This window comes from Mucilaginibacter gynuensis (genome assembly GCF_039541195.1).
GTDB lineage: Bacteria > Bacteroidota > Bacteroidia > Sphingobacteriales > Sphingobacteriaceae > Mucilaginibacter > Mucilaginibacter gynuensis.
Genome location: NZ_BAABFT010000007.1, coordinates 183,182 through 201,303 on the forward strand (window position 1 = coordinate 183,182; position 18,122 = coordinate 201,303).

Annotated in this window: 21 protein-coding genes; 16 read left to right on the forward strand and 5 right to left on the reverse strand. The window is 44.2% G+C overall.

The window, feature by feature from the left end; genetic code table 11:
- Nucleotides 1–46: 46 nt before the first annotated feature.
- Nucleotides 47–253 carry an SOS response-associated peptidase family protein gene (locus ABD894_RS28195; protein ID WP_425562966.1) on the reverse strand — a complete coding sequence of 69 codons (207 nt, stop codon included), beginning with the start codon at nt 251–253 and terminating at the stop codon, nt 47–49.
- Here ABD894_RS28195 and ABD894_RS15355 point away from each other — a divergent pair.
- Both ABD894_RS15355 and ABD894_RS15360 read left to right on the forward strand, forming a co-directional pair.
- On the forward strand, nt 177–386 hold the full coding sequence (locus ABD894_RS15355) for a hypothetical protein (protein ID WP_345211942.1): 210 nt from the start codon (nt 177–179) through the stop codon (nt 384–386). The two genes, ABD894_RS28195 and ABD894_RS15355, sit on opposite strands and share 77 nt — an antisense overlap.
- A 1-nt stretch (nt 387) precedes the next feature.
- A complete protein-coding gene (locus ABD894_RS15360) occupies nt 388–615 on the forward strand; it encodes a hypothetical protein (protein ID WP_345211943.1) in 228 nt (75 codons plus the stop codon).
- On the opposite strand, the gene arr is transcribed toward ABD894_RS15360, so the two are convergent.
- The gene (arr, locus tag ABD894_RS15365) at nt 612–1,019 is read right to left on the reverse strand and encodes an NAD(+)--rifampin ADP-ribosyltransferase (RefSeq protein ID WP_345211944.1); all 408 of its coding nucleotides are present in this window, start codon (nt 1,017–1,019) and stop codon (nt 612–614) included. The genes ABD894_RS15360 and arr overlap by 4 nt on opposite strands.
- Nucleotides 1,020–1,170: 151 nt before the next feature.
- Between arr and ABD894_RS15370 the strand changes: the two genes are divergently transcribed.
- The 5 genes from ABD894_RS15370 to ABD894_RS15390 all read left to right on the forward strand — a co-directional run bounded on the left by ABD894_RS15370 (nt 1,171) and on the right by ABD894_RS15390 (nt 3,512).
- Nucleotides 1,171–1,533, forward strand: a complete 363-nt coding sequence (locus ABD894_RS15370) for a TraR/DksA family transcriptional regulator (RefSeq protein WP_345211945.1) — start codon at nt 1,171–1,173, stop codon at nt 1,531–1,533.
- Nucleotides 1,530–2,006, forward strand: a complete 477-nt coding sequence (locus tag ABD894_RS15375) for a DUF4385 domain-containing protein (RefSeq protein ID WP_345211946.1) — start codon at nt 1,530–1,532, stop codon at nt 2,004–2,006. The genes ABD894_RS15370 and ABD894_RS15375 overlap by 4 nt, the downstream gene beginning before the upstream one ends.
- Nucleotides 1,993–2,139 carry a DUF2256 domain-containing protein gene (locus tag ABD894_RS15380; RefSeq protein ID WP_345211947.1) on the forward strand — a complete coding sequence of 49 codons (147 nt, stop codon included), beginning with the start codon at nt 1,993–1,995 and terminating at the stop codon, nt 2,137–2,139. The genes ABD894_RS15375 and ABD894_RS15380 overlap by 14 nt, the downstream gene beginning before the upstream one ends.
- Before the next feature lie 181 nt (nt 2,140–2,320).
- Nucleotides 2,321–3,061: an SDR family oxidoreductase gene (locus ABD894_RS15385; protein ID WP_345211948.1), complete on the forward strand. Its 741-nt coding sequence runs from the start codon at nt 2,321–2,323 to the stop codon at nt 3,059–3,061.
- 46 nt (nt 3,062–3,107) lie between these two features.
- A complete protein-coding gene (locus ABD894_RS15390) occupies nt 3,108–3,512 on the forward strand; it encodes an AraC family ligand binding domain-containing protein (RefSeq protein ID WP_345211949.1) in 405 nt (134 codons plus the stop codon).
- A 58-nt stretch (nt 3,513–3,570) separates the two neighbouring features.
- Here ABD894_RS15390 and ABD894_RS15395 read toward each other — a convergent pair whose 3' ends face one another.
- Both ABD894_RS15395 and ABD894_RS15400 read right to left on the reverse strand, forming a co-directional pair.
- Nucleotides 3,571–4,860: a PAS domain-containing protein gene (locus ABD894_RS15395; protein ID WP_345211950.1), complete on the reverse strand. Its 1,290-nt coding sequence runs from the start codon at nt 4,858–4,860 to the stop codon at nt 3,571–3,573.
- A 208-nt stretch (nt 4,861–5,068) separates the two neighbouring features.
- Nucleotides 5,069–5,560 (reverse strand): OB-fold nucleic acid binding domain-containing protein, encoded by a 492-nt coding sequence (locus tag ABD894_RS15400; RefSeq protein ID WP_345211951.1) that lies wholly within the window; start codon nt 5,558–5,560, stop codon nt 5,069–5,071.
- Between the two features lie 870 nt (nt 5,561–6,430).
- Here ABD894_RS15400 and ABD894_RS15405 point away from each other — a divergent pair.
- Together ABD894_RS15405 and ABD894_RS15410 are read left to right on the forward strand one after the other, a co-directional pair.
- Entirely contained in the window at nt 6,431–8,692 is a 2,262-nt protein-coding gene (locus ABD894_RS15405) for a GH92 family glycosyl hydrolase (RefSeq protein WP_345211952.1), read from the forward strand.
- A gap of 206 nt (nt 8,693–8,898) precedes the next feature.
- A complete protein-coding gene (locus ABD894_RS15410; RefSeq protein WP_345211953.1) occupies nt 8,899–11,604 on the forward strand; it encodes a family 78 glycoside hydrolase catalytic domain in 2,706 nt (901 codons plus the stop codon).
- Between the two features lie 494 nt (nt 11,605–12,098).
- Here ABD894_RS15410 and ABD894_RS15415 read toward each other — a convergent pair whose 3' ends face one another.
- Entirely contained in the window at nt 12,099–12,965 is an 867-nt protein-coding gene (locus ABD894_RS15415; RefSeq protein WP_345211954.1) for an SDR family oxidoreductase, read from the reverse strand.
- 113 nt (nt 12,966–13,078) lie between these two features.
- On the opposite strand from ABD894_RS15415, the gene ABD894_RS15420 reads away from it, so the two are divergent.
- The 7 genes from ABD894_RS15420 to ABD894_RS15450 all read left to right on the forward strand — a co-directional run bounded on the left by ABD894_RS15420 (nt 13,079) and on the right by ABD894_RS15450 (nt 18,088).
- Complete coding sequence (locus tag ABD894_RS15420) at nt 13,079–13,414, forward strand: winged helix-turn-helix transcriptional regulator (RefSeq protein ID WP_345211955.1); 336 nt, start codon at nt 13,079–13,081, stop codon at nt 13,412–13,414.
- A gap of 689 nt (nt 13,415–14,103) precedes the next feature.
- Complete coding sequence (idi, locus tag ABD894_RS15425) at nt 14,104–14,643, forward strand: isopentenyl-diphosphate Delta-isomerase (RefSeq protein WP_345211956.1); 540 nt, start codon at nt 14,104–14,106, stop codon at nt 14,641–14,643.
- Nucleotides 14,627–15,343, forward strand: a complete 717-nt coding sequence (locus ABD894_RS15430; protein ID WP_345211957.1) for an SDR family NAD(P)-dependent oxidoreductase — start codon at nt 14,627–14,629, stop codon at nt 15,341–15,343. Before idi ends, ABD894_RS15430 begins: the two co-directional genes overlap by 17 nt.
- Nucleotides 15,343–15,984 carry a flavin reductase family protein gene (locus tag ABD894_RS15435; protein ID WP_345211958.1) on the forward strand — a complete coding sequence of 214 codons (642 nt, stop codon included), beginning with the start codon at nt 15,343–15,345 and terminating at the stop codon, nt 15,982–15,984. The genes ABD894_RS15430 and ABD894_RS15435 overlap by 1 nt, the downstream gene beginning before the upstream one ends.
- 26 nt (nt 15,985–16,010) lie before the next feature.
- Complete coding sequence (locus ABD894_RS15440) at nt 16,011–17,078, forward strand: oxygenase MpaB family protein (protein ID WP_345211959.1); 1,068 nt, start codon at nt 16,011–16,013, stop codon at nt 17,076–17,078.
- Nucleotides 17,079–17,114: 36 nt separating this feature from the next.
- Nucleotides 17,115–17,804 (forward strand): MarR family winged helix-turn-helix transcriptional regulator, encoded by a 690-nt coding sequence (locus ABD894_RS15445; protein WP_345211960.1) that lies wholly within the window; start codon nt 17,115–17,117, stop codon nt 17,802–17,804.
- Entirely contained in the window at nt 17,801–18,088 is a 288-nt protein-coding gene (locus ABD894_RS15450; protein ID WP_345211961.1) for a TIGR03643 family protein, read from the forward strand. Before ABD894_RS15445 ends, ABD894_RS15450 begins: the two co-directional genes overlap by 4 nt.
- Nucleotides 18,089–18,122: the final 34 nt, after the last annotated feature.

Here is an 18,122-nt window from a genome sequence, read left to right on the forward strand (position 1 = left end):
GACTTGTTCGTTACTTATTTACTTTTTTATGAGCAGTTTTAAACAACTATGATTTTGACTGTTCAACGCTGATCTTTAGCGTTTCTGACAGACAGGGTTTGCCTTGCAGGGAAGCCAAGCGCTGGGTTCCGGTAAGCCCGTGATTCAACCAGGTCTTGATATCCCCGCGTTCCAATATGGCCTGCATCCGGTCATGGATTTCCGCCATCCGGCGATTCGGTGGCATGGTGATCATCACAAAGGTGTTGACCATAGCACTTAAGGGAAAAGCCAAAGACCCCGGCACTCAGATTGAAAATAAAACCATTACCGTGGAAGGCGAAGTGATCGATTACAAAGGCAAACCGGAAATCATCGTGACCGATCCCGCTAAAATCAAATTCTGATATGAATGAGCCGTTTATTTTAACAGTTAGCTATCAGGGATCAGAGCACGAATTTAAAGCACGTTTCGAGCGATGGGGTTATACCCATCGCATCGCAGTGCTGATCGATGAAGAAACCCTGATCTTTGAACCCGACGAAGAAGGAAGTTACCGGGTACTGGGCAATTCGACCACTCCAATCAGCTTAATGCAGGCCATTGCTCAAAAACTGTGCGCGCTGCAGGATTAATCTTCAATTGCCTCGATACCCTGTTCCTTTAGCTTCAATAATGCGCTTTTCATAGCCTGGATCTGGTCTTCGGTATGTCCCTGCCAAACAGTGACCTCGCCGACCACCTTAAAAGGGGCTTTGGAGCGGTATGACATCGTTGGATTTCCCGGGAATTTTTTGTCGGTCAGGTTAGGATCATCCTCAAGCCTACCTGTCGCTTCCACCAGGTATATTCTCTCCGGACCATCACCGACAGCCAGTTCAGCACCCCAAACCGCCGGATCGAGCGTGGCGGCAAGGTAAATATATTTGGCATTGTTTCGTTGGCCGTAGTTCGACCGGATACCGGTCTCGATCAGGTCGCCCATTTTAAGATCAGCTTTCGTTCCGTGGAAATAAGTTTGTGAAAATGGTGTATGCATAACCGAAAATAGTGGCCTGAAACCTAAGATCAGCAGGTTTCGAACTAAATTTTTTCAGACGCAATAGTATGCCGGTCAAGACGTTATCCTTACAACGGATCAAGCGATATCAGTTGATCCAACAAATCACCATTCCGTGTGTTTAAGCCGAATGGAAACCACCAGACATCGTTATTCAGACACCGAACTAAAGGCGTTTAAAACGCTCATTGAAAACAAGATCATCGCGGCCAAAGAGGAAATGGTCCATTTAAGTACTACCTTAAGCCAGTCAGATCCTGATGGCGGATTTCATACATTGGAAGATGGTGCAGCTACGCTGGAAAAAGAAACAAATCACCAGATGGCCGGCCGACAAAAGAAATTCATTGAGCAACTGGAAGCTGCTTTAGGCCGCATCGCCAACAAAACCTATGGTATCTGCCGCACATCAGGTAAACTGATACAAAAAGAAAGATTGATGGCCGTGCCGCATACCACTCAAAGCATGGAAGCAAAAATGAGTCAGCATTGAAACCCTCTTATCTCGGCTTTGACAAACCCCGATATGCGTGGAAACCGGATATCAATTACCGGGAACAACCGGAACTTTACCACGTGGGCAAAGGTGAACAGGGAGTATTGATCTGTGAGCCCTATAAGAGCGAGATCGGTCAATACTGGCGCTTTAAGACTGTGCCTATCGCTGAGGAAAGCAGCCGGAAGATATTTGAGCTGTTTAAGGATTATTTGTTGTCGGATGATTTTGTCGGTGCAGATATGGCTCGTAAGTACCTTCAGATGGGTTATACCCGCGCCCGCAGATATGCGAATTATAAAGGCGGCAAGAAATACGATGCCGATCGTAACTACGCACCATTACAACGCGGCACGGGCGATCCCGAAAAAGCGGCCGCGGCAGCTGTATTTTATGAGAAGTATAAAGCTGCCGAAGCCGAACCGAAGTACGCCACATTAAAAAAGCAGTGGAAGCATGAACGGGGTTAAAAAACAAGATCTGCCGGAAAAGGTATGCGTGACCTGCGGCAAACCTTTCGCCTGGCGTAAGAAATGGGAAAAGGTTTGGAATGAGATTCGATACTGTTCGGAAAGATGCCGGAGGCAGAAAAATAATTGCTGATATGTTTTTCCTGCCGAAAGGCTGTTGACGAAACGTGTCTAAAGATATCCGAGAAAAGCGATGAGCAATCTGATCGCAAATACAATAAACTTAACATTCCGCCAAAAAGACTACACATCCGCCAATTTCGGCTACACAGGCATCGCCCGGTTCGCTGACCTTTGACCTAAACAAAATATTTATGAAAAACGGAATTCAGGATAAAGTTATTGCGATAACGGGAGCAAGCAGCGGTATTGGTAGAGCGACAGCAGAATTATTAGCGGCTCAGGGTGCGAAGGTGGTTTTGGGCGCTCGCAGGGCGAACCGGTTGAAAACGGTCGTTGATGTTATTGAACAAAATGGTGGTGAAGCTGCATACCTCGAAATCGATGTAACCCGCCGGGAAGATTTGACCAAATTAACGGCATTAGCTCTTGAGCGGTTCGGCAGACTTGATGTTATGATCAATAACGCGGGCATCAGCCAGTTACACAAGATGGAAGAGCTGGATGTAGAAGGATGGGAACAAATGATCGATGTCAATCTGAAAGGCACCCTGTATGGGATCGCCGCCGAACTGCCTGTTTTTAAGGAACAGGGTGCCGGACACATCATCAATGTGATCTCTACTGCTGGTATCGCGATCGTTCCCACCATGGGCGTGTATGCAGGCACTAAGAACGCGGTACGTACGATCAGTGAAGCATTGCGCCAGGAGTCAAAGGGGCGCTGGCGGGTAACAGGTATCTCACCCGGCTACGTGGCGACAGAATTTGCCAGCAACATCAAGAACGAGGAAGTGAGGAATGCTATTCAGCAGAATGCCGATCAAATGGCCATTCCCGCTGAAGCTATTGCCAGGGCTATCGCTTACGCTATCGAACAACCGGATAATGTAGATGTCGGTGATATCGTGATCCGTCCGTCCGTTCAGGGTTAAATACTATATTTATACTGATCAAAAAAATACGCGAAGTCAAATTGCAATGGACAAGCCGTTAAAATTCAATAATATCTCTGATCTGATGCGCAGGCTGAAATTAGATCCGCCGGCCCATCCGATGATCACGCTGGTCAATTACGACCAGGTAAAGATCGATCTGCGGGATGCGGGCAGCTTGTTCATGCTGGACTTTTACAAGATCTCGTTTAAAAAGAGTTTTAACGGCAGCGTTAAATACGGGCCGGGTACCTATGACTTTAAAGAAGGCGGTTTGGCTTTTTTAACGCCGGGACAAGTGGTGCAAATGAGCCCTGATTCCGGTGACTACCAGGGCTATGTTCTGTATTTTCATCCGGCGTTGCTGGCCGGCCATTCGCTTGCACAAAACATCCATCAGTATGGTTTTTTTGATTACGCCGTAGATGTCAGTGGAGTTTTCAGTTCATGACAACCATTCCTATAAAAGTATCCTTTCGCTGTTCTTCCAGCCGCTGACGCGTGATATCTTACACCACGCCTGAAAAAGCGATAATCCCTTGATTTTCTCCACCGGAGATTTGTCCGGTTGAACGAAGCCAGATCACCTTCCCATCATTGAATCTTTTATGCTGGTAAGTTACATCGTAGTAGTACCCGTTTTGTATTGCAAGCGCTATCTCTTTTACGAGATGATCCCTGAATTCCGGTTCTACCTGGGCGATGGCCTGGTCATAGGTCATCGGTTCCGAACCTTCATAGCCGAAAATATCCGCCAATACCGTATTGTAGGTCAGCGCTTTGCTGTCAGGTTCAATAAACCAGGTCCCGATACGTGCAGCTCCCGCTGCCATGAGCAGTTGCCCATTTACCTTTTGCAACTCATCATTTAATTTGACAATTTTTGTTTGGTTTTTAACATGGTCGGTAACTTCATATGCCAGATTCAATACCCCGTCGATCTCTCCCTTATCATTATACCACGGCACAAAATTGAACGTAAAATAACGCTCATGCGTAGGCCCCGATTCATACTCAGCTATCGGCACCAGTGAATCTGCAATACTGAAGGGTGTGCCTTCATGATAAACCTTGTTCAAAATATCTTCCAGCGGGGTGCCTGTTAGTTCGGGTAACGCTTCAAAAATCGACCGCCCTTCCAGATCACGGCCGGGCACGAGTTGTTGATATTTTGTGTTGAATATGTCATAGATAAGTTGCGGGCCGCGCAGTAAGGTCAGGGCTGCCGGAGCCTGCATGATGAAGCGCTGCAAAAAAAGCTCGTTTTCCTCTGATTTTGATAAATGTAACTGCAGGTTCAGGTTGATCTCGGCGAGTTCTCCCTGCGTTTTCAGAAGCTCCTTATTGGCTGCGATCAATTCGTTTTTTAGTTGTTCCTGCTGAATATCCTGAGCTTGTAACTGCTGCAAGGTACTCAGCCGTTCGGTTACCTCCGTCGTTGTATTGATAATAGCTTGGACACTTCCCGCACTATCAAAAACCGGGCGGTATTCAAAATCAAAATAATGCGTGGTCAGCTCACCATGCCGATCGATGTTTGCAGGCGTGTCGACAGCAATATAAGGTTTGCCTGTCCGCCATACTTGTTCCAATAATGGAATAAAAGGTGCAAATTCGGGAGCAGCATCAATGAGCGGTTTCCCTACGATAAGGGTGGTTTTCTGCCATAACTTCATCATTGCATGATTAATGAACCCAATACGCAGATCCGGACTTGTATATATCGCTGTAGGCTCTTTTGTATGCTTAAGTATTTCAAGCAATGCAGTGTCACCGGGAATGAGTTTTTCAAACGACATTAAAAGCAATAATTATGTTATAAATATAATAATTCCCCTAAGTCTGCAAATACTACGCCATTTATAGTTTCTCGTAAAAGTAATAAGTCTGTAGGTTTTCAGGTTTTCGGCGTAGGATGAGCCGATGATTCGCTGAAAAATAAAGATTCTAACCGGCCGGCTGTATGTCCGACTCAGCTCGCACATGCGGTTGACGGATCAGCCGTCTTTAATGGAAATTCCGCCCTTTGTGAAAAGCATTACCTGCCGGAATATCAGGCATAGTTGAGCGTCCATCGTAATTGACCGGCTTTGTCGTCTCATCACCGCGTGCCAGTGTCTGGGGTAGTTCGGTAGCTGTCATACTGCCCAGCAGCGCCGTTATATTAAAACACTGACGCACCACCAAATGCGTTACCCCGTTAGCCACCTGCAATTTACCCGCGACCATTAATAATTTCGACTGCACGATCTCCTTCCGGTATTTGTCAAATAACTGCTGCCAGACCACCAGGTTCGCCGAACCTGTCTCGTCGTCCAATGTCATAAATAGAACACCTTTTGCTGTTCCCGGTCGCTGGCGGACCGTGATCAGTCCGGCCAGACGAACAAAATCGCTGTCCTTACACTTCACCAAATCACTCACCTTCACATTCCGTAAACGCGTCAGAGCCCCGCGCAATAAACCCACCGGATGGTTTTTTAGCGATAAACCCGTCAAAACATAATCCTGAACTACATGGTCTCCCCGGGGACATCAGCGGCAGTGGTATCGTATCTTCCAATACCGTTTTCGATAACTGACCATCGAACAACCCAATAGGACGATCCGCTAAAGCAGAGACCTCCCAAAGTGCCATTCGCCGGTCGGCACCCTCCTGACTGTCCGCCAATTTCATCGATGATCCGTTTGCGTTCAGCCCTGCCGAGTTTAAAAAAGTCAAGCTGGTCATGGCCCAGGCTTTTGGACTATGCCCTTAGTTCTTTTGCGGGATAAACAACACATTCCGGCAAAAACAGCTGCGCTTTTACCCATTGTGGCTAAGATTCGAATCAATGAGCTAATAGTAAGGGCACAAAGCGATTACACCTGAGGGCAGTCCGTGAAAGAAATCCAAAATGATGGCGGAATTAGTATTGTTTCTTACACCATGATTTGCCAAACTTTATTACATGACTTAGCGGGCAACATCAAACAGATCACTGTACCATACCCACAGAGACTGCCTACAAACCGGTAAGGGAGGTGGTAAAGTTGAAATTAAATATATTAGTGAAGAAGGCTATGATGATAGTTGTCAAAGAAATCAATAATAAACCGTGATAGCGTATTAATCTGGAATATTGATTTAAGCTATAGATTATGCGAACCTGATAAGAAATCTTACCTAAAAACTTTGATAATCCACGTATTGAAAAACGTTCCCTACTTGTTGCTTATCAAGAGAGATAGGGATGGTTTGATATTTGTTTATCATTAGTTTTGGTTAAAAAGAAGATGTATAACGAATATTATTTGTAATAAACTATATTACAATGGGTTATACTTTATGCTCCTGTTTTTAAAACGACCAATTATAAACCAAATAATATGAATTATCGATTTTTATTCGCCTGTGTACTGGCGTTTTTTAGTGCTGATTTATTCGGTCAGACCAACAAAACGCCTATCGTAAATTTTACGAAATATGTCGACCCGTATATCGGAGCCGGATCACATGGGCACGTTTTTGTGGGCGCTAGTGTGCCGTTCGGGGCTGTACAACTGGGGCCGACCAATATGTCTGAGGGATGGGACTGGTCTTCCGGGTATAACATATCTGATTCTACCATCATTGGATTTCAGCATACCCACCTTAGCGGTACGGGGATCGGCGATCTTGGTGATATTTCGTTTATGCCAACCACCGGAGATATCAAAGTGATCAAGGGTACGATGGAAAACCCTCAAAGTGGCTACGTTTCGCTCTTTAGTCATAAAGATGAGGTGGTGAAGCCCGGGTATTATAAAGTTAAGTTAAAACGGTATGATATTGACGTTGAATTGACGGCCTCCACGCGTGTAGGAATGCATAAATATACCTTCCCGGCATCAGAAAATGCGCACATTGTCATTGACCTTAAGGAAGGAATTGGCTGGGACGAATCAGCAGACACGTATGTTAAACAGGTTGACAAGAACACCATTGAAGGCTATCGTTTTTCTACTGGTTGGGCTGAAGCGCAACGGATATATTTTACCGCGGTTTTTTCAAAACCCATAAAATCTTTTGCCGTATATGATGATGCCGAAAGCAAGCAGGGCTCGCAGCTTAAAGGCAAAAAAGTTAAAGGAGTAATAACATTTGAAACAATAAAAGGCGAGGTAGTTTATGCCAAAGTTGGGATCTCGCCGGTAAGTTCGGCCAATGCCATGCTGAATATTAAAGCGGAAATCCCCGGATGGGATTTTAGCAAAGTAATCAGAGATGCCGATAAGGCCTGGAACCTACAACTATCCAAGATCAACATTAAAACCGATTCTATATCTCAACTTAAAAAATTCTACACGGCTTTTTATCATACCATGATAGCGCCATCCATTTTTAATGATGTTAATGGTGAATATTGGGGAACAGACAAAAAGGTTCACAAAAATGTGGGGTTTGATAATGTAACAACGTTTTCTTTATGGGATACCTACAGGGCAAATAATCCGTTGTTCACCATTATTCAGCCTAAACATGTGAATGATATGGTCAATACTATGTTAGCCATTTATCAGCAGCAAGGCACATTACCCGTTTGGCATCTCATGGCAAATGAGACTAATACGATGCCCGGAAACAGCGCGCTGCCGGTTGTTGCCGATGCCTTGTTAAAAGGTTACAAAGGCTTTGATACCAAGCTTGCGTACGAAGCCCTGAAAGCCACCGCTATGGACGATTCCCGGGGTCTTAAGTTTGTAAAAAGCCTCGGATATATTCCGGCTGACAGTGTTGCTGAATCAGTTTCAAAAGGGCTGGAGTACGCTATCGATGACTGGTGCGTAGCACAGGTAGCCAAAAAAATGGGCAAGCAGGATGATTACGCTTACTTCAGCAAACGTGCCGGATATTATAAAAACTATTACGATCCGAAAAGTGGTTTTATGCGCGGTCGGGTTTCAGAAGATCAGTGGCGCACGCCTTACAGCCCTTTCATCTCTATACATGAGCACGGCGATTTCAGTGAAGGCAATGGCTGGGAATATACTTTCCTGGTGCCACATGACGTGGAAGGTATGATCAACCTGTTGGGCGGTCGAGATAAATTCAACAAAAAACTCGATTCATTATTTACCGCAGAAGGTGATATGGGGGCATCCAAATCGCCGGATGTATCCGGTTTAATAGGCCAGTATGCGCATGGTAACGAGCCGGGGCACTCTATGGCCTATTTATATGATTATTCGGGCCAGCCATGGAAAACAGCAGAAAAGGTCAGATTTATTCTGGATGATTTTTACACCGATAAAGCGGATGGAATTATCGGTAATGAAGATGTCGGTCAGATGTCGGCCTGGTACGTCTTGTCTGCTTTAGGTTTTTTCCCGGTTAATCCTGCAAATGGATTATACGTATTTGGGAGTCCTACCGTTCAGGAAGCTAAACTGGCATTGGGCAATAATAAAACGTTTCACATCATCGTGAAAAACAACGGTCCTAAAAACAAATATATCAATGCGATGAAACTTAATGGTGTTGACTATACAAAAACCTATTTTAAACATTCGGATATCATGAATGGTGGTGTACTGGAAATCACGATGGGAAGCAAACCGGGTACCGTTTGGGGTGTAGGGAATGCCAATAAAGCGGTGTCTGCTTTGTAAGTAGGTTACTTAGAAGATAATTAAGCCTGTAACGTATATCATGAATTTTCAAGTCCCATAGATTTGCCCTTGATCCGGCGTTGCTGATACCAACACTACAATTCTTCCAGGTTTTAAGTCGGTTACCAATGATCGGCCTTTTCCTGACTTTCCATGTAAATATCCGAACTTAATTATAATAATTGATTGCTCTCAAAATTCAGAAAATGAACCTTAAACCAAAAGTTAGTTTTTACATCGTAATATTTTTACTTGGTTTAATTACTGCTGGTTTCGGCAAAGATCCGGATCTAAAAATAGCCAATTTAAAATGCGAATATTTAAGCGATCCTATAGCTATTGAAAGCCAAAATCCGACCATCAGCTGGCAATTAACCTCAATACATACCGATAAAAGGCAAAAAGCATATCATGTATTAGTAGCAAGCAGTATTTCTTTATTAAACAAGAATATTGGGGACTATTGGGACAGCCGTATCGTTAATTCTTCCAATTCAACCCAGGTAATTTACCAGGGCAAGCCGCTAAGCTCCAGGAAAAAGGTTTACTGGAAAGTGAAGGTATGGGATGAGAAAAACCTTCCGTCCGACTGGAGCTCCCCGGCTTCATGGTCGATGGGCTTGTTAAACGCCGCCGACTGGAAGGCCAAATGGATCGGATCATTCATTGATCAGCATCCTGACTCGGCGATAACTTATCCTGCGCCTTATTTCAGGAAAGACTTTCGGGTGAAAAAGAAAATAAAGCAAGCGGTGGTGCACATCAGCGGACTTGGTTTTTACGAATTATTTTTAAACGGTAAAAAAGTAGGCGATCAGGTGCTGGCACCGGCTGTTTCAAATTATGATGAAAGGCCGCTCAAGAATTTGCTTTATCCTCATGATGATCAATCGACAAAACGGGTGTACTATAACACATTTGACATAACTGGTAGCATCATTGAAAAGCATAATGCCTTAGGGATAATCCTGGGTAACGGGTGGTATAACCAACGGGAGCGGACGGTGGAGGGTAAGTTATGGTATGATGTCCCGAAATTGATATTCCAGTTGGAGATTACCTATAACGATGGAACGTCAGACATCATCAGTTCCGATAATACATGGAAAACGAACAACGGCCCGCTGTTAAATAACGGAATTTTCACCGGGGAGAATTACGATGCGAGGTTGGAACTCGGCGCCTGGCACAAGGCAGGATATGGTGATGCGAAATGGAAAAACTCCATTATAGTGACAGCACCTACAGGAACTTTACACGCGCAGACGGCACCTTTTGACAAGGTGTTGCGTACTGTGACCCCAATTTTTGATGGCCGGATCAATGACTCTGTATATCGATATCATATAAATGAGACAGTGGCGGGCTGGGCAGCCTTGCGTGTGAAGGGCAAAGCCGGAAGTGAAATCAAAATAAGATACATAAGTGAAGAAGGCGAGGATTACGGGCAGTACGATCATTACGTATTAAACGGGAATGGATCTGAGTATTGGGAACCCAAATTTACCTGGCATGCATTTAGAACAATAGAACTTTATTCAAAAGACGTGGAGCTTGACGCAGCCAGTATTCAGGTGAAAGACGTGCACACCGATGTGGAATCAAACGGACGTTTCGAGTGTTCAAACCCTTTCTTAAATAAAATCAACACGGCTTATTTAACAACGCAAAAAGCGAATTTTCACGGTAGCATAAGCAGCGATTGCCCGCACCGGGAGCGACTTGCTTACACAGGTGATGGACAAGTAGCGATGGAGAGTGCCCTGTTGTCTTTTAATATGCCTCAGTTCTACAATAAATGGTTAGTAGATATGGATGATGCCAGAAACCATAAGACAGGGTTTGTTCCGCATTCTGCGCCATTCGCGGGAGGGGGCGGTGGCCCCGCATGGGGATCAGCCTACGTAATTATGCCTTGGCTGTATTTTGCGTATTATGACGATAAGAAGATATTAAAGCAGCACTATTCAGGTATGAAACAGTGGGTGGAATACTTAAAAATGCGAATCAATGAAAACGGCCTGATCGTCAGAGAAGAACCCGGTGGCTGGTGCTTAGGCGATTGGTGTACACCTACTGACATTCAATTACCCGAACCCCTGGTCAACACGGCCTATTTCTACTATGTATCAAATCTGATGACAAAGGTTGCCCGTGTTTTAGGGGAAAATGTTGACGAATCTGAGTTTTCGAGCTTAGCCCAACAGATCAAAATTGATTTTAATAAGGCCTATTATAATGAATCAACTAAAACCTATTGGGAAGGAAGACAAGGCGCTGATGTATTTGCATTAGCCTTCGGCCTGGTACCTAAAGAAAAACACGAGGCCGTTTTTAACTCGCTGATTAATCATTTGGCAAAGCTTAACTATCATTTTGATACCGGCATTTTAGCAACGCCGCTATTGTTGAAAGTCCTTTCCCAAAATGAGCGGGATGACATCGCTTACAAAATTATGAACCAAAAGGATCAACCTGGATTTGGTTATCTTTTGGACAGTAAAAACAGTACGCTATGGGAGGAATGGGCAGGCGGCGGCTCACATAGTCACCCGATGTTTGGTAGTGTGATCGAGTGGTTATATTCAGGTATAGCAGGTATAAAACAGGATATAGAAAAAGGTGGTATTAAGCATTTCATAATTAAGCCTAACCCTGTCGGAGATTTAACTTATTGCAAATCATCCTATAACAGCCTATTCGGGAAAGTGCGTGCTGAATGGCGGGTTAGCGAAGGGGGAAATCTGGAAATACTAATAGAAATACCCGCTAATACTTCAGCAACATTTGTTTTACCCGGGAGCAAAATGAATTTGGTGGACAGTTCCGGCAAAAGCATTGCCACCAAAAGAACCAACAATAATCATGAAGCTGAATTTGGATCCGGTGTATATCATTTCAAAGTGTTATGAAGCCAATTAATTAACTTTACTAATTTTCCACGCCGTTAATAGTCAAATGCGTAACCACGTCACAGGCAGGGTGCTAAATTGTCTTCATGATTGAAATAAAGGAAAACTCTGCCCGGAGTTTCAGCAATACTATGCTTACAATTGGGCCGAATACGCGTTCTATTATAAATCTGTCATGAGATTATCAGCGATCTGTTTTTCCAGGCATCTCCGTCGTTTACGCAGTCAAGAAAAAATAATATTCTCATGAAGGCAAATCAAATGGCCCGTCAGATCATTGCCTTAAAACGGGATGACCTTCAATTGAGGAATGAGCTTAGCAGGAAAGAAAAACTTTCTGGCGGATATGATGGGGCAATGGTGGATTGCACAATCGGAATGCGGAAATATTATATCATATTGTTGACCAGATCGTTCCGGACCATCGATCAGGTCTGTCCTTTTACGCCAAAACTTATCAGTATAGACCCCCACATAGGATTTAATTCTACCAATTAACCGTATATGTTTTGAAAAAAATCTTTTAAACTGACCGGACTTCTGCCTATGAGGAGTTTTACGTCACTTCTTTGGGTATTGAACTCTCCGTTAGCGATCGCTCTACAGAACCTGGAAATGTACGCTGCATCATCTTCAGAAGCACCTGAGTCTATAAGTTGTGCGATATATGAACTTAGTTCCGGTTGGTGATAAGCTATTGTTTTTCCGGTAATGTCTGATAGCAGATCAGCTATTTCTGCGAAAGAAAAAGCGGTTTCTGCAGCGATGACATATTCTTTGTTTTCATGACCCGCTGTAGTCAGAACGACAGCGTTCGCTTCAGCCATTTCGCTTATTGGCAAAAAGGGGGTTTTGCCTTTTCCGGCAGGGGTGGATATCCCATTTTTCAATATATCCTTCCCAACAAGGAATGGGATCATATCAGCATACATGGTATTGTTCATCAAAGTATATGGAATCGCTGATCGTTTCAAATGATCAGCAGTGTATGCATGATATTCCACCTCTTCACCCATTATACTTTGTTGTAAATTTTTCATGTCAAAGCTTGTATAAATAATATGGCCAACACCCGTTTCCATGGCTGCATTGATAGCATTTTTGTGCTGCTCGAACCTCTTGCTTATATCTGATGATGAAGAAACCAACAGCAGCTTATCCACACCCTGGAACGCATTTTTTAAAGACTCAAAATCCTGATAGTCGCCAATTTTTATTTGAAGTCCTTTCAATTTCAATTCTGCCGACTTGGTTTTATCTCTTACCAAGGCAGTAATGTCGTTTGGGGATATACCCCTGTCTAATAAAGAATCAATAGTGGCTTTACCCAAATTACCTGTTGCACCTGTTACTAAGATCATATTTTTTGTTTTTAGATTAACTACTTTTGTTAGGCAAAGAAACAGATATTGATCTTGAAAAATTACCCTTGCTTTGGATCACAAGACAAAAAGCGGTAACCTAAAAGTGACTAATGGAAAATAAATTAGATGATGCTGACTGTCCGGTTACTGCAACGATAGCACTTTTCGGAGGGCGATGGAAGCTGCCGATCTTATATATACTTTCAAAAAATACCAGACGTTTTGGCGAGATCCAGGCAAGGGTACCTTCTATTTCAAAAAAAGTGTTAACCGAACAATTGAGAGAGCTTGAAGCTGATGGCTTGATTAGCAGGAAACAGTATAAGGAGCTTCCTCCCCGAGTAGAGTATACGCTCACTGATTTTGGAAAAACTCTTTGCCCTTTGTTAATTGATATAGCAGCTTGGCAACGAAAAAGCATTGATAATCTTAACAAGGTGAAATAAAGCTTTTCGATTGAAGTCCCACCAAAATTCTTTACCAACAAGTTCGTGAAGTAGATTTCTGTGACTTTTATTTAGCAGGCGATAGGCTGATGGTGAAATTATTGCGCCTTTTATCCGGAAATGTTTTCGCCTGGAAATCCGTTCAAATCTTTAATGGAATTTTCGAGTTTATATCTCCTGTCATTCGAATTTGTCCAATGCCAATTTTGTTAAAATAGTTCAATAAGTCAAAATTCTTACTTGAGCTTTCTATATCGTTAAGTTTATTTCCGATATAATAAGCTGCTACAGCTACCTGTAAATATTATCAGCATGACTGGTAAAATAAATAAATAACCTGCGAAGACGATATCGCAGCGCTCTCATCATTTTTTATAACGTGTTGTTTATATTTTTTTGTAGAACAGATCTGAAATTTTCAACATTTAACAACGTCGAAACCACAGTTTTTTAGTCGCAGGTTACAAATCTTTCTGATATTCCGAAAAAGCGTGATAGTATATTAGTGCAATTATGTTTTAAAATTATAAATTAAATACTAAATTGGACTATATTTGATTGAGCCATTTACTGCCTTATCAAGCTGCCTTATCCAAAAAGCGAAGATTTAGTGGCTCGGAATTAACACATATTCTGTAACTATTTGCCTGAATGAATGATATCGACTGGCAGAATTAAAATAATAAAAATTGAAAGACAGTATAATAATCGTCAATGCTGAAGGCCAGGCAAAAGGGACGATGGATAAAATGGCAGCACACCGAACAGGCACATTGCACAGGGCCTTCTCCATTTTTATATTCAACCGGCAAGGGCAGTTATTACTGCAGCAACGCGCATTTGATAAATATCATTCCGGCGGACTTTGGACAAATACCTGTTGCAGCCATCCCCGGTTAGGTGAATTTACGCTTGATGCGGCGCATCGGCGTTTACAAGAAGAAATGGGAATGATAGCTGAACTTAACGAATTATTCCAGTTCAGCTACCGCCATGAATTTGATAACGGACTGATCGAAAATGAATTTGACCATGTGTTCCTTGGTGTAAATGATGACATCCCACAACCTAATGCCAGCGAAGTGGCCAGCTTCAGATACGTTGATCCAGATGAGCTTTTGTCAGAAATTGCAGCGAACCCCGAGCTTTTTACCGCCTGGTTTAAAATATGTCTGGAAAAGGTTTTAACACACTATTATCAACTATCGGATCATGAATTTTGCAGGTAAGAACATATTGGTGGTAGGCGGTAGCTCTGGCATTGGACTATCATTAGTAAAGCTGCTTCACGAGGAAGGAGCGGCGGTCTACGTGGTGTCCAGGTCAGCGGCCGAAGCATGGCCGCCGGAGGTCCGTTTTTTACAAGCTGATGTATTGGGTGATCTGAATGCTGTCGAACCCTTCCTTCCACAGCAATTGCATGGTTTCGTGTATTCGGTTGGCAGCATAACCCTCAAGCCATTCGCCCGTTTAACTGACGACGATTTTTTAACTGACTATCAATTGAATACTTTAGGCGCGGCGCGGATGCTCCGTCAATCTTTCAAGCCGCTAAAAAATGCCGCCGGTGCGTCTGTTGTTCTGATCAGTTCAGTAGCCGCCAAAACAGGCTTGCCTTTCCACGCGAGTATCGCGGCCGCCAAGGGAGCTGTGGAGGGTATGGCCATTTCCCTGGCCGCCGAACTGGCTGGTCAGCAGATCCGGGTAAATGTCGTCGCGCCATCATTGACCGACACGTCATTGGCGCAAAACCTTTTGAGTACGCCCGAAAAAAGGGAAGCATCCGCTAAACGGCACCCTTTGGGAAAAGTGGGGAAGCCGGAAGATATCGGGCAGCTGATCGCTTTTTTATTGTCGGAGAATAGCAGCTGGATGACCGGGCAGGTCATCGGGCTGGATGGTGGTTTAGGAAATCTAAAGACAAGCTAATGGTAAATATCACAAGCGAAGATATTTCGCGCCTGGAAAAGCAATACCGCGTCAACTTGATTAACAGCCTGATCGGCTTCCGGGCACTGAACCTATTAGGAACCATCAGCACAGATGGTATGACTAATGTGTGCATCGTCAGTTCGGTGTTTCACCTCGGCGCTAACCCGCCGCTGATCGGCATGGTGATCCGCCCTGAGCGTGAACATAATGATACCCTGCGCAACATTAAAACGACGGGACAGTATACGCTCAATAATGTAATGCCTGAATGGTTTATGCAGGCACACCAAACAAGCGCCAGCTATCCTTCTGGTGTTTCAGAATTTGATACCTGTGGTTTTAATCAAAAATATCTTCCGGGCTTTAAAGCACCGTTTGTCAAGGAGTCTGCTATCAGCATTGGCCTTGAGCTTCGCGAAATGATCGACATGGCGCTCAACGGCACCACCATCATTGTTGGCGAGATTACCCATATATTAGTTGCAGATGCTTTGATAGAGGAAGACGGGACTGTTGATCACGTTAAAGCGCAAACCATGACCGTTGGCGGTTTGGACAGCTATTATCTTCCGGAATTAGTGGGGAGGCTGGAGTATGCCAAGCCGGATATTGCGCCACATTTACTAATTAAGAAATAAGATGAACACCAAAAAGCCATGAATTGATGTATCCCCGGTCACCATATAATCATCAGCTGCTGGACTTAAAAAGACTTTCCGGCGACCCGCAGGCCGACGAGTTTATCCGCCGGGTTTTTGCAGATTTGGAAAAGAAGAAAAAGTTAATGCATTGGATGAATGGCGAACCAGGTCCCGAAAAGGTACATTTACTCCGGGAGTTATTTCCTGATGATGCCTTTATCAGCAAGGCTGCCGATCTTCCATCATGGGCGCAACCCCGGTTGATGAGATCGGGCGCTGCTTTTTTTGCCAGGCATTCCGAGATCATCATGAGCTTGCTTGGCCTGCTCTCCCTGCCTTACTGTTATACCGCGGCAAACGGTGCAATGGTTTTACATATATCCGAGTTGATTCGAAAGCAAACCACCAAACGGCTTTATGATACGGCTGTTTTTGTTTGGGAGGTAATGGGGCCGGATGCTTTCGTTGCGGACGGAAATGCTTATGGCGAGATTTTAAAGGTGCGTATCATGCATGCCGCAGTACGCCACTATACGTTGCAAAGCGGAAAATGGGATAACGGATGGGGTTTGCCTGTTAACCAGGAAGACATGGCCGGAACGAATCTTTCTTTTTCTCTGATCGTAATCCGTGGATTACGGATGATGGGTTACAGCGTGAGCGAGGAAGATCAGGCCGCCTTTATGCACATTTGGGCAGTGGTTGGTTACCTGACGGGTTTAGATGAAGACCTGATTCCGCAGAACGCGCGCGCAGCACAGCAGCTGGACCTCCTGATCAAAGAGCGGCAGTTCTGTACTTCGGCGCACGGGAAGGAACTGACCCGCTCTCTGACCGCTCATCTCCTGTCTATTAATGAAAGTAAGGCAACCGCCAACGATATTATAGGCCTTATGCGTTACCTGTTGGGTACTGAAATAGCCGATATGCTGGATATCCGGGCACGAGATCTGCCTGGCTATAAACGGACGCTGATCAGAACTATCAATTCGCTTAAAGGGCTTAAACCCCGGGGTGACAGCCGGTCTGCTTACAGAAAAGCCTACGCTGCCTTTAAATTGCGAAACCCGGAATTCAATAAAAGAAGCTAAATTTGAAATCGCCCCAATGCTTAATCTTACCAGGACATGAAATCATACCCGCTTATTCACCAATTGATCGATCTTGTAGCCGAACTGGAAACAGAGAACGAGGGTAAGGAGATCTCTATGCAGGATTTTACAGGTTTTTTGCTGAATAGGGTAGGTGAGCATAGTGAGAACCGGGTAAATAACGAGGTAAGGTTTGGTGATGACAACAGTGCTGCATTGGACATCGCCTACCAGCTGGACAATAATATTAGCCGGTTGTTTGTTTTTATGAGCCGGTATGCACGGTCTTATATCAAAAAAGCACTGGAAGGTACGTCATTGCAAACCGCCGAAGATTTCACAGCGCTGGCTATTTTACTCACGCACCCACACTTATCAAAGAGTGGGCTCATTGCTCATAATTTACAGGAAAAAACTTCAGGAACCGAAGTGATCCGGCGGTTGATCGCATCGGGGTTGGTTAGGCAATGGGATGATAGCAAAGATAAAAGGAGCAAGCATATTGCCATAACCGATGAAGGGAAAAAACTATTATTCCAAGTATTCGAGCACACGAACTACGTAGGAAAGATCATCACCGGCAGGCTCACAGTTGCCGAAAAGTTTACTTTGCAATACCTGCTGCAAAAGCTGGAGCATTTCCATTTGGAGCATTATGAGAAAAAAACCATTGGCAGCAGAGGGGACCTTAAAAGCCTGGCAGCGGAAATCACACCAACTATATGAATAAAGCCATTTGCTTTAATGCCGTTGATACGGACCGGATCATCGAAATGGCCTGGGAAGACCGGACGCCATTTGATGCTATCAAAATACAATTCGGGATTTCGGAACAACAGGTTATTCAACTGATGCGAAAGGAAATGAGATTATCCAGTTTTAAAATGTGGCGGGCCAGAGTGCAGGGGAGATCCACCAAGCATCAGCAGCTGACTTTGCATGAGGAAATCACGTTCAAATGCAGCAGGCAAAAGCAAATAAGTCTGAATAAAGTCAGTAAAAGAAAATAAACTCCCATATGGTCGGTCATCCGGTGAACTAATT

Excerpts from the sequence above, each read along its gene's own strand:
- ABD894_RS15435 (WP_345211958.1), top strand. The coding sequence starts at position 15,343 with ATGGTAAATATCACAAGCGAAGATATTTCGCGCCTGGAAAAGCAATAC.
- ABD894_RS15355 (WP_345211942.1), top strand. The coding sequence starts at position 177 with ATGGCCTGCATCCGGTCATGGATTTCCGCCATCCGGCGATTCGGTGGC.
- ABD894_RS15430 (WP_345211957.1), top strand. The coding sequence starts at position 14,627 with ATGAATTTTGCAGGTAAGAACATATTGGTGGTAGGCGGTAGCTCTGGC.
- ABD894_RS15390 (WP_345211949.1), top strand. The coding sequence starts at position 3,108 with ATGGACAAGCCGTTAAAATTCAATAATATCTCTGATCTGATGCGCAGG.
- ABD894_RS15450 (WP_345211961.1), top strand. The coding sequence starts at position 17,801 with ATGAATAAAGCCATTTGCTTTAATGCCGTTGATACGGACCGGATCATC.
- ABD894_RS15385 (WP_345211948.1), top strand. The coding sequence starts at position 2,321 with ATGAAAAACGGAATTCAGGATAAAGTTATTGCGATAACGGGAGCAAGC.
- arr (WP_345211944.1), bottom strand. The coding sequence starts at position 1,019 with ATGCATACACCATTTTCACAAACTTATTTCCACGGAACGAAAGCTGAT.
- ABD894_RS15395 (WP_345211950.1), bottom strand. The coding sequence starts at position 4,860 with ATGTCGTTTGAAAAACTCATTCCCGGTGACACTGCATTGCTTGAAATA.
- ABD894_RS15405 (WP_345211952.1), top strand. The coding sequence starts at position 6,431 with ATGAATTATCGATTTTTATTCGCCTGTGTACTGGCGTTTTTTAGTGCT.
- ABD894_RS15415 (WP_345211954.1), bottom strand. The coding sequence starts at position 12,965 with ATGATCTTAGTAACAGGTGCAACAGGTAATTTGGGTAAAGCCACTATT.
- ABD894_RS15420 (WP_345211955.1), top strand. The coding sequence starts at position 13,079 with ATGGAAAATAAATTAGATGATGCTGACTGTCCGGTTACTGCAACGATA.
- ABD894_RS15410 (WP_345211953.1), top strand. The coding sequence starts at position 8,899 with ATGAACCTTAAACCAAAAGTTAGTTTTTACATCGTAATATTTTTACTT.
- ABD894_RS15440 (WP_345211959.1), top strand. The coding sequence starts at position 16,011 with ATGTATCCCCGGTCACCATATAATCATCAGCTGCTGGACTTAAAAAGA.
- ABD894_RS15360 (WP_345211943.1), top strand. The coding sequence starts at position 388 with ATGAATGAGCCGTTTATTTTAACAGTTAGCTATCAGGGATCAGAGCAC.
- ABD894_RS28195 (WP_425562966.1), bottom strand. The coding sequence starts at position 253 with ATGGTCAACACCTTTGTGATGATCACCATGCCACCGAATCGCCGGATG.
- ABD894_RS15370 (WP_345211945.1), top strand. The coding sequence starts at position 1,171 with ATGGAAACCACCAGACATCGTTATTCAGACACCGAACTAAAGGCGTTT.
- ABD894_RS15445 (WP_345211960.1), top strand. The coding sequence starts at position 17,115 with ATGAAATCATACCCGCTTATTCACCAATTGATCGATCTTGTAGCCGAA.
- ABD894_RS15380 (WP_345211947.1), top strand. The coding sequence starts at position 1,993 with ATGAACGGGGTTAAAAAACAAGATCTGCCGGAAAAGGTATGCGTGACC.